The organism is Streptomyces coelicoflavus, assembly GCF_003112555.1.
GTDB classification, from domain to species: Bacteria; Actinomycetota; Actinomycetes; order Streptomycetales; family Streptomycetaceae; genus Streptomyces; species Streptomyces coelicoflavus.
In genome coordinates this window covers 304,779-311,566 of the sequence record NZ_BEWB01000013.1, presented here as the reverse complement: position 1 = coordinate 311,566, position 6,788 = coordinate 304,779, and the positions used below count along the sequence as shown (strand labels likewise).

At 69.9% G+C, this 6,788-nt stretch carries 7 protein-coding genes and 1 pseudogene; 4 read left to right on the top strand and 4 right to left on the bottom strand.

Annotated elements, in window-relative coordinates; all coding sequences use genetic code 11:
* Positions 1-264 precede the first annotated feature (264 nt).
* Complete coding sequence (locus Sco07f_RS30580) at positions 265-906, bottom strand: DNA-3-methyladenine glycosylase (protein WP_007388328.1); 642 nt, start codon at positions 904-906, stop codon at positions 265-267.
* 147 nt (positions 907-1,053) lie between these two features.
* Between Sco07f_RS30580 and Sco07f_RS30575 the strand changes: the two genes are divergently transcribed.
* From Sco07f_RS30575 to Sco07f_RS30565, 3 genes are all read left to right on the top strand, one after another.
* Positions 1,054-1,836, top strand: coding sequence for a sporulation protein (locus tag Sco07f_RS30575; RefSeq protein WP_007388338.1), 783 nt, complete (start codon positions 1,054-1,056; stop codon positions 1,834-1,836).
* Between the two features lie 64 nt (positions 1,837-1,900).
* Entirely contained in the window at positions 1,901-2,440 is a 540-nt protein-coding gene (locus Sco07f_RS30570; protein WP_108989711.1) for a YbhB/YbcL family Raf kinase inhibitor-like protein, read from the top strand.
* A gap of 199 nt (positions 2,441-2,639) precedes the next feature.
* Positions 2,640-3,146, top strand: coding sequence for an HNH endonuclease (locus Sco07f_RS30565; RefSeq protein ID WP_007388340.1), 507 nt, complete (start codon positions 2,640-2,642; stop codon positions 3,144-3,146).
* A gap of 142 nt (positions 3,147-3,288) precedes the next feature.
* Here Sco07f_RS30565 and Sco07f_RS30560 read toward each other — a convergent pair whose 3' ends face one another.
* The 3 genes and pseudogenes from Sco07f_RS30560 to Sco07f_RS30550 all read right to left on the bottom strand — a co-directional run.
* Positions 3,289-4,242: an SPFH domain-containing protein gene (locus Sco07f_RS30560; RefSeq protein WP_087791681.1), complete on the bottom strand. Its 954-nt coding sequence runs from the start codon at positions 4,240-4,242 to the stop codon at positions 3,289-3,291.
* A gap of 165 nt (positions 4,243-4,407) precedes the next feature.
* A complete protein-coding gene (locus Sco07f_RS30555; protein WP_007388330.1) occupies positions 4,408-4,839 on the bottom strand; it encodes an NfeD family protein in 432 nt (143 codons plus the stop codon).
* A gap of 321 nt (positions 4,840-5,160) precedes the next feature.
* Positions 5,161-5,691, bottom strand: a pseudogene (locus Sco07f_RS30550) (ABC transporter ATP-binding protein); the annotation flags it as partial.
* 153 nt (positions 5,692-5,844) lie between these two features.
* Between Sco07f_RS30550 and Sco07f_RS30545 the strand changes: the two are divergent.
* Complete coding sequence (locus Sco07f_RS30545; protein ID WP_007388341.1) at positions 5,845-6,633, top strand: Rv1486c family protein; 789 nt, start codon at positions 5,845-5,847, stop codon at positions 6,631-6,633.
* Positions 6,634-6,788: the final 155 nt, after the last annotated feature.

Below are 6,788 nucleotides of genomic sequence, written 5' to 3'. Positions count from 1 at the left end.
CCTTTTCGATCCGATTCCCTGTCGGCGGGATTTGTCTCCGGCTTTGGGCTTTCGCTCCTCGGCCTTTCGACATTCACTACGTTAGCCGATTTCTCCGCGGACTCATAATCGGGTCCGGCGAGTTCGAATTCGGGCATGCGGGCACGCCGAAATCGCTCCCGCTAAGGGAAGTCGTAGGTAGTGGGTTGGCCGCTTCCGGCTGCTGGCGATTGCCGTACCCGGGTCAAGCGGCTCGGGCTACATTACGCGTCTCCCAAAGGAGAGTCAACTTCGGCGCTTCCTCGGGACATGCGCCCGATACGGGCTGACCGTGGGGTCGTCGGCGACCCAGTAGCGCCAGGGGTGCACGCCGCCCTCGCCGGCCACACCGGTCCGGGGTCCGTTGCGCACCTGTTCACCGGGGACGGGGGCGCCCGTCAGGATGCGCAGCGGGGTGTCCTCGGAGGTGCAGGCGTCCGTGCCGTTCAGCGCGCGGTCCACGCCCAGGGCGGTCGCGAGGCGGGCCGGGCCCTTGGCCAGTTCCTTGTCGTTGCGGGCGGACTGCCGACGGATCCTGGCCAGCTCGGCACCCTCGATGATTTCGCCGGCTCGCAGCAGAACCGCGCTCGCCCGGCCCTCGGGACCGCACACGAGGTTCATGCAGAACCACATGCCGTACGTGAAGTAGACGTACACGTGTCCGGGCGGGCCGAACATCACGTCGTTGCGGGGTGTGCGACCGCGGTAGGCGTGGGAGCCGGGATCGTTCTGACCGTCGTAGGCCTCCACCTCCGTCAGGCGGAGGGCGATCGGACCGTCCGGGGTGTTGCGCACCAGGATGCGGCCCAGGAGGTCGGGGGCCACCTCGAGGATGGGGCGGTCGAAGAAATTCCTGGGCAGGGGCGTACGGTCGGGGCTCGCGATCATGCCGTCCGAGCGTAACGCAGCCGGGGCCGTGCGCGGGGTGGTCGGGGAGCGTCCGCCTTGCCAGGGTGTGGGGCGCGGAACCGGCCACGGCCGGATCGCGTTTGTATGGATCGAGGATCCACACGTAAAGCCTGGAGAGGGAGAGACATGGCGTTCAAGAAGCTGCTCGCGAGCCTGGGGGCCGGCGGGGCCTCGGTCGAGACCGAGCTGCACGAGGTCAACGTCGTTCCGGGGGGTGTCGTCCAGGGCGAGGTGCGGATCCAGGGAGGGTCCGTCGACCAGGAGATCGAGGGGCTGTCGGTCGGGCTCCAGGCCAAGGTCGAGGTGGAGAGCGGCGACCAGGAGTACAAGCAGGACATCGAGTTCACCAAGGTGCGGCTCGGTGGCGCGTTCCAGCTCAAGGCCGGCGTGGTGCACGCGGTGCCCTTCGGGCTCGAAATCCCGTGGGAGACGCCGATCACCATGATCGACGGGCAGTCCCTGCGCGGGATGAACATCGGCGTCACCACGGAGCTGGAGATCGCGCGCGCCGTGGACTCCGGTGATCTGGACGCGATCAACGTGCACCCGCTGCCGGCGCAGAAGGCGATCCTGGACGCGTTCATCGGCCTGGGCTTCCGCTTCAAGAACGCGGACATGGAGCGCGGTCACATCCGGGGCACGCGGCAGCAGCTCCCCTTCTACCAGGAGATCGAGTTCTTCCCGCCGCAGCAGTACCGCGGGCTGAACCAGGTCGAGCTGAGCTTCGTGGCCGACGCGCAGGCGATGGACGTCGTACTGGAGATGGACAAGAAGCCCGGGCTGTTCAGCGAGGGCAGCGACACGTTCCGTTCGTTCAAGGTCGGGCTGAACGACTACCAGGGCACCGACTGGACGGCGTACCTCAACCAGTGGCTGTCGGAGGTCGGCAGCAAGCGCAACTGGTTCTGAGGGATCCGGGGCCGAAGCCCGTAGGCTCGGTCGTCTCTGCACCAGAACATCAGGAGGTACCGAGGTGACCGAGCTGAAGCGGCGTCCGCTCCCCCATGACTTCCACCCGCCCGTGCCGTCGTTCACCGTCACGAGTGAGGACGTGCAGGAGGGCGGGACGCTCAAGGACGCTCAGGTCTACGCGGCCGGGAACACCTCGCCGCAGCTGCGGTGGGAGGGATTCCCGGCCGAGACCAAGAGCTTCGCCGTGACGTGCTACGACCCGGACGCCCCCACGGGCAGCGGGTTCTGGCACTGGGTGGTGTTCGACATCCCGGCCTCGGTGACCGAGCTGCCGGTGGGCGCGGGCAGCGGCGCGTTCGAGGGGCTGCCGCAGGGCGCCGTACAGGCCCGCAACGACTACGGCGGCAAGGAGTTCGGCGGTGCCGCGCCGCCGGCCGGGGACGGCCCGCACCGGTACGTGTTCACGGTGTACGCCGTTGACCAGGAGAAGCTCGGCCCCGACGCGGACGGCACCCCCGCCTTCGTCGGCTTCAATCTGCGGTTCCACACGATCGCGCGGGCCCAGCTGATCGGTGAGTACGAGGTGCCCGCGGACAGCTGAGTGTTCCCGGCGTTCATGGAACGTTTGCCCGCCCCCGGTCTTGGAATGGATCAGGGGCGGGCATTTTTGTTGCGGGGGGTGGCGCGGGGGTATCCCTCGTGGGAGCAGCAGATATTGCGTTGTCCATCCCGGCGTGCCCGGCCAGAGTTGTTCCCAGCCCGCCAGGGGGTGGGCCGGTGCGCACGGGAGGTGGGCTGGTATGCGGGACACGCTGGTACTGAACGCGAGCTTCGAGCCGTTGTCGACGGTGACGTTGAATCGGGCCGTCGTTCTGGTGCTCCAGGACAAGGCCGTCGTCGAGCAGGCCCACCCCTCGCTGCGGATGCGCGGAGCCGCGCTGGACATACCCGCGCCGCGGGTGATCAGGCTGTGCCAGTACGTACGGGTGCCGTTCCGAAGACGTGCCCCGTGGTCGAGGCGGGGGGTGCTGGTCCGGGACCGGCACCGGTGCGCGTACTGCGGGCGGCGGGCCACGACCGTCGACCACGTGGTGCCGCGGTCGCACGGCGGGCAGGACACGTGGCTGAACACGGTCGCCTCGTGCGCGGAGGACAATCACCGCAAGGCGAACCGGACGCCGGAGCAGGCGGGGATGCCGTTGTTGCGGGAGCCGTTCGAGCCGACTCCCGCGGATGCGATGTTGCTGGCGCTGGCCCGGGACGACTTCGCCGCGTTGCCGGAGTGGTTGGTTCTGGACGCTGCGTGACGGCTGCGCCGTCGGGGCTTGGGTGTTCTGCCTCGAGTGCGGGCCGTTCGTGGCTGGGCGCGCTCACGCGGCGGAGCCGCACATCGGTACAGCCCCGCGCCCCTTATGGGCGCGGGGGTCCCCCGGCGGGGTCGAGTGCTCGCTAGTCGATCGACGGCTTCTCGCGGCGTTCCTGGGCCGGGACGCTCGCGCCGCCGTTGCCGCTGCCCGAACCGCCGCCCAGGCCGCCGAGGTTGCCCATGGCGCCGGAGAGGCCCTTGAGGGCGTCGCCGATTTCGCTGGGGACGATCCAGAGCTTGTTGGCGTCGCCCTCGGCGATCTTCGGGAGCATCTGGAGGTACTGGTAGGAGAGCAGCTTCTGGTCCGGGTCGCCGGCGTGGATGGCCTCGAAGACCGTGCGGACGGCCTGGGCCTCGCCCTCGGCGCGCAGGGCGGCGGCCTTGGCCTCACCTTCGGCGCGCAGGATCTGGGACTGCTTCTCGCCCTCGGCGCGCAGGATCTCGGACTGCCGGACACCTTCGGCCTGGAGGATCGCGGCGCGCTTGTCGCGGTCGGCGCGCATCTGCTTCTCCATCGAGTCCTGGATGGAGGTGGGCGGTTCGATGGCCTTGAGCTCGACGCGGTTGACGCGGATGCCCCACTTGCCGGTGGCCTCGTCGAGGACGCCGCGCAGGGCCGCGTTGATCTCCTCGCGGGAGGTCAGGGTCCGCTCCAGGTCCATGCCGCCGATGATGTTGCGCAGGGTGGTGACGGTGAGCTGCTCGATCGCCTGGATGTAGCTGGCGACCTCGTAGGTAGCGGCGCGGGCGTCGGTCACCTGGTAGTAGATGACGGTGTCGATGTTGACGACCAGGTTGTCCTGGGTGATGACCGGCTGCGGCGGGAAGGGGACGACCTGTTCGCGCAGGTCGATGCGGTTGCGGATGGTGTCGATGAACGGGACCACGATGTTGAGGCCCGCGTTGAGGGTCCGCGTGTAGCGGCCGAAGCGCTCGACGATGGCGGCGCTGGCCTGTGGGATGACCTGGATGGTCTTGATCAGGGCGATGAAGACCAACACCACCAGGATGATCAGGACGATGATGACCGGTTCCATCGTGGGTGTCCGTCCCCTTCTCCGCCTCGGCGCTCCGGCAGATCCCGTTGAGCTGTCTGGCTCTGACTACTGCTGATCTTACGGCTGTTGAGGATCTTGCTGGTCGAGTCTGACAGACCGTCGCACGACTCGGGGGCCGTTCGGGCCACTTTCGGCACGTCGGGGTCACATGATGACGGCCGTGGCCCCGTCGATCTCCACGACGTCCACTTCCTCACCGGGCTCGAAGGAACGCCCGGTGTCCAGGGCGCGTGCCGACCAGATCTCCCCGGCGAGTTTGATCCTGCCGCCGGAGCCGTCGACCCGCTCCGTGACGACGGCCTGTCTGCCCTTCAGCGCGTCGACGCCTGAGGCCAGTTGGGGTTGTTGGGCGCGGTGTCGGGCGGCGACCGGCCGTACGACGGCGATGAGGGCGACCGAGACGACGACGAAGACGAGGACCTGGACGACCAGGTCCGCGCCCAGTCCGGAGGCGACGGCGGCGGCGACGGCGCCGACGGCGAACATTCCGAACTCCGGCATCGCGGTCACGACGAGCGGGATTCCGAGCGCTGCCGCGGCGACGAGCCACCACACCCATGCATCGATGTCGTTCACGCTGTCATGGTAGGTCCGTTGGGACCGTCGGGGACAGGGCGCACGGGGGGCGGGTCAGGTCAGCGGGAGTCCCTTCGCGGTCCAGCGGTCCCCGGCCTGCTCGACGATGAGCGGGAGTCCGAAGCAGAGGGACAGGTTGCGGGAGGTGAGTTCCAGTTCCAGCGGTCCCGCGGCCATGACCTTGCCCTGACGGATCATCAGGACGTGCGTGAAGCCCGGGGCGATCTCCTCGACGTGGTGGGTCACCATGATCATGGAGGGTGCGATGGGGTCGCGGGCGAGCCGTCCGAGGCGGCGGACGAGGTCCTCGCGGCCGCCCAGGTCGAGGCCGGCGGCCGGCTCGTCGAGGAGGAGCAGCTCAGGGTCGGTCATCAGGGCGCGGGCGATCAGGGTGCGCTTGCGCTCGCCCTCGGAGAGGGTGCCGAACCTGCGGTCCAGGTACTCGGTCATGCCGAGGCGGTCGAGGAAGGCGCGGGCGCGCTGTTCGTCGATGTCCTCGTACTCCTCCTGCCAGCCGGCGGTCATGCCGTACGCGGCGGTCAGGACGGTCTGCAGGACGGTCTGGCGCTTGGGCAGCTTGTCGGCCATGGCGATGCCGGCGACGCCGATGCGCGGGCGCAGTTCGAAGACGTCGGTGCCCGGCCTGCCGAGGGTCTCGCCGAGGATGGTGGCGGTGCCGCTGCTCGGGTAGAGGTAGCTGGACGCGACATTGAGGAGGGTGGTCTTGCCGGCGCCGTTGGGGCCGAGGATGACCCAGCGCTCGCCCTCCTTGACCGACCAGGAGACCTGGTCCACCAGAGCCCGGCCCTCGCGGACCACGGATACGTCCTGAAGCTCCAGAACATCGCTCATGAGCGCGTTGTCTCCCCTTGCATTGTGGCCGGTCTCGGCTGTCGCGTACACCTGTTGCTCGGGCCGCGGCGCCGGTGGGCGCAGGCCCCTCCAGGAAATCTACGCCACCGGTCGGCTTCACCGTTCCATCGGTCCGGTCCTTAGGGTGGGGGCATGCTCTCGGAACCACGCGCAGGGCGCCTTGCCGCCTGGGGAAATGCCCTTATTGCCGGAATGGTCTCACCGGACGACGCCGCGGTCGCCATCGTGGGCGCGGACGCGGTGCACCGGGTGGAGGGGCTGCCGGGTGAGGACGCGCCGGTCGGTCTCACGCTGGCGCTGGGGCGGCTGCGGGCGCTCGGGGCGAGTGGGCTGCGGGTCGCGCTGCCCGCGCCGGGGCATCCGCTGGGGCTGAGCGGGCCGCCGGAGTTCAACGCGCGGGCGTTGGAGGCCGAGCAGGCGGTGATCTGCGAGGGGGCGGCGCTGGGGCTGGTGCCGGAGGTGTACGAGGCGGGGCCCGCGGGTGACGTGCACGTCGAGGTGGTGTGGCACTGCCTGGTGGTGCGGGAGGCGCCGCCGGCGGACGTGCCCTCGCTCGGGGAGGCGGAGCGGGAGCTGGCGGAGGCGCTGCGGGACGCGACGGAGGTGCTGACGCGGCTGGACGTGGCCGGGTCGGGGCCGGTGGCGGAGGCGGCGGTCGCGGCGTACCGGGCTCGTGCGGAGCGGTCGTCCGGGCGGGAGGTGCTGGCGCCGGGGTATCCGCCGCGGGCGGTGCGGGTGCTGGAGTTGGCGCAGCGGGTGGGGGTGCTGGTGTCGCTGGCGTCCGAGAACGGGCACGGGGGTGCGGTGAGCGCGTCCGAGATGGCCGCGCGGGGGGATGCGCTCAGGCCGGTGGAGCGGGTGGCTCGGCGGGCGCAGGTCGCGGCGTACAACTCCGTTGTGGTGGAGCGGGGGATGCGGTGACCGTTTCTCCGGTCTGTGCTCCGTGCTGGTGTCACCGTCCCGGAGGCTGCGCCCCCAGACCCCCGCATTCGGCCTGAACGGCCTCGTCCTCAAACGCCGGACGGGCTGGATGATGCCGATGCGGCCTCCCAGGAGCCCGGGAGGCCGCAGGCATC